This is a genomic window from Pseudomonas sp. 05T35 (genome assembly GCF_056396605.1).
Genome location: NZ_JBFTLU010000664.1, coordinates 1 through 3,160 on the forward strand (window position 1 = coordinate 1; position 3,160 = coordinate 3,160).

2 protein-coding genes and 1 pseudogene are annotated in these 3,160 nt (G+C 54.0%); all 3 read left to right on the top strand.

The features are described from left to right. Positions 1-112: 112 nt before the first annotated feature. The 3 genes and pseudogenes from AC1DH9_RS28600 (at position 113) to AC1DH9_RS28610 (ending at position 3,038) form a co-directional block, all read left to right on the top strand. Positions 113-967 carry an isopenicillin N synthase family dioxygenase gene (locus AC1DH9_RS28600; RefSeq protein ID WP_427538395.1) on the top strand — a complete coding sequence of 285 codons (855 nt, stop codon included), beginning with the start codon at positions 113-115 and terminating at the stop codon, positions 965-967. Positions 968-995: 28 nt separating this feature from the next. Beyond that, a pseudogene (locus tag AC1DH9_RS28605) lies at positions 996-1,457 on the top strand (hypothetical protein); the annotation flags it as partial. 213 nt (positions 1,458-1,670) lie between these two features. After that, positions 1,671-3,038 (top strand): methyl-accepting chemotaxis protein, encoded by a 1,368-nt coding sequence (locus tag AC1DH9_RS28610; protein ID WP_477809277.1) that lies wholly within the window; start codon positions 1,671-1,673, stop codon positions 3,036-3,038. Positions 3,039-3,160 lie beyond the last annotated feature (122 nt).

Sequence of the window (3,160 nt, forward strand, 5' to 3'; positions counted from 1 at the left end):
ATCCAGTACATCGAAAGCGCTGGCGGTAGAAAAATCTCAGCGCTTTCAAGGAGAAAAAGCACGGATTCCAGTCTCGTTTCCCGCTTCAAATACAAAAAACGCCACTCAATGAGTGGCTTTTTTTTGCGCGTTATTTTGTTGTCAGCATTGTGGGCGGAGTCCGTCCTGTTCCTTGCAAGGATGTAGTTCCTTACGAGCTTTTTTCAAGCTTCCTTATGAGGAGAAGAACAAGCTTAATGTCGTGAATTCAGGGCCCAGGCTACGTGGTTATATCCCGATGTACGCGGAAAACGTAGACCCAGCTAATACACGTGATTTCAAAGAGTGTTTTGATTGCGGAGCCCATTACGATGAGGTTTCTCCATTTTTTGGCCCTAATCAAATGCCGTCTGGACTGCCGCAATTCGAGACGGTTGCCGAAGCTTATCATTCCGCTGTACTGGCGCTCGCGCGAATGCTTATTGGTGGAATCGCACTGAGTTTGGGTTTGCCACAAGATTACTTTGAACATCTTCAGCGCAAGCCCATCACTATTCAGCGAATTTTGCGTTACCCGCCCCAGATCGGAAGGATTTCGCAAGAGGAGATCGGTATTGGGGCCCACACCGACTATGGTTTTTTGACGGTCCTATCCCAAGACGCCGTTGGCGGTTTGCAAGTCAGGAACCGTGCAGGGGAGTGGGTGACTGCCCCACCCGTTGAAGGCACTTTTATTGTCAACATTGGTGATCTAATTCAAACCCTCACCAACGATCGCTACACCTCGACAATGCATCGCGTCATCAATACTAGCGGTCTGGAGCACTATTCAATACCGTTCTTTATTGATTTGGATTTCGATGCGGTTGTTGAGCCTGTGCCAACCTGCGTGAGTGAGGCTCAACCTGCGAAGTATGAAGCGTACACTTGTGGTCAACACAAATTTAAGCGTTTCGTTGATAGCTATGCGCATCTGAAAGGCGCATAGGGAGTTTCCAATGTGCATCCTATATATGGCCGATACCACGCTGGACTATCGACTGCTGGGCGAGGCGGGTTGGGAGCAGGTCGATCTGTTTGACGGTGACAAGCTGATCTGGTCGCGCAATCTGCACCAGGAGCTGGGGTTTTCCGCCCAACGTATTCGGTTGCGTCTGGGGGGGCGCACGAATCAAGGACCGCTATCGTGACGCTTACTGGACCGGCGAGATTCGGGTGACGGGAGCGGTCATCAGTGGCTTTCGAGCCTTGGGTCTCGATCACCCCGAGCAAACTGTATGGCGCAAGGATGCAACGGTTCTGGCCTTTCGCACCGACACCAACGGCGACACCGACAGTATTGAAATTGACTTGTCGCAGTTGGCCGGCGCGACGTTGCGATCCACTGTCGCATCGACAGCTACATCAAGGTCGGCGATTGCGCAAGGCAGCGTGATCAATCCAGAGTCTGGACTTCTGCGTTGTTTCTTACGCTGTAAATGCTGATACCCGCGATGTTTTCCTCTAGGCATTCACAGCTACACAGCTACACAGCTACACAGCTACACCGCTACACCGCTACACCGCTCCAGGAGCGACACTGCTGGGCTCCGAGCGCGCCGACGACTATCCGCTGGCGGGTTACATTCAGTACCCGTATTCGAGCACGGTGCGCCCGGCGTCGCTGTTAACGCCTTGCCGCGCGATCAACAATGCCCAGGCCAAGGCGATTGAGGTCAAGGGAAACGGAGCTGGCGGCCAGGATGGCCGATGTAGCAGAGTACAAACGACTGATCGCTGCACTTGAGCGCTCCATGGCCGTGGTCGAACTCGACTTGAACGGCAAGGTGCTTCGCGCCAACGATAACTTCTTGCAGGCCCTGGGTTATCGAACCGATGAGTTGGTCGGCAAGTCTCACCGGGACTTTTGCTTACCGACACTCACCAGCAGCCCGGCGTACAGTGAATTCTGGGCCGAGCTTCGGGCGGGTAAATTCGTTTCCGGCACATTTCAGCGTATCAATGGCAGAGGGCAGGTTATCTGGCTGGAAGCCAGTTATAACCCTGTGCTGGATGAGCGCGGCCAAGTGTTGAAAGTGGTCAAGTACGCGCTGGTCGTCACTGACAAAGTGGCGCAGGAAGCGGCAACCCGTAGCAAACTTGCCGCGCTGGATCGGGCCATGGCGGTGATCGAGTTCGACCTGTCCGGTAATGTATTGACCGCTAACGAAAACTTTCTGAATGTCATGGGTTACGGGCTGACAGAACTCAAGGGTAAACATCACCGCCTGTTTTGCGAACCAGCCCTTATAAACAGCAGTGAGTACACGGACTTCTGGCGTCGACTGAATATGGGCGAGTTTTTCATCGGCCAATTCAAACGTATCGCTAAGCACGGTCGGGTTGTGTGGTTGGAGGCAAGTTATAATCCGGTCTATGACGCTGACGGTATGTTAATAAAGATCGTTAAGTTCGCCAGTGATATCACCGAGCGGGTAGAGAAGTTTGAGGCCGATTCACGCAGCGCCTCTCGGGCTTACCATATTTCCGCCGAGACGGAAAAGTTTGCCGAACAGGGCACGCAGGTCATTCAAGAGACTGCCAGTGAGATGCGTCGGATTGCCGACAATATTGGGGCCTCTGCGCGGTTGGTGGGACAACTGGGCGATCGTTCCGAACAGATCACTGCAATCGTCAATACCATTCGCGGGATCGCCGACCAGACCAACCTGCTGGCACTTAATGCGGCCATCGAGGCGGCCCGTGCCGGGGATCAAGGACGTGGTTTTGCCGTGGTAGCCGATGAAGTCAGGCAGCTCGCGGGGCGTACCAGTCGTTCGACAGCGGAAATCGCCGAGATGATCGGCAAGATCCTCTCCGAGACACGTGAGGCGGTTGTCAGCATGAATGCCACCCAGGAAGGCGCGCAACGCGGCGTAACTCTGGCTGATCAAGCCGGTTCTGTGATCTTGCAGATTCGCAGTGGCACCAGTGATGCGGTGGAAGCCGTGAGCATGTTCGCCTCCAAACTGGATGAATCCGAAGTGATTCCAAAGACTGCGGTCGGTTGGCTGGGCTAGCACCTGACGTCGGGATTTAACGGCCGACCTTGATTGCAGTGGCTGTGAACCGAAGGACTGATTTTGAAGAAGCCCACGGCGAATCAAGGCAAACACCTTGCACTGCATTTTATGGATAACCG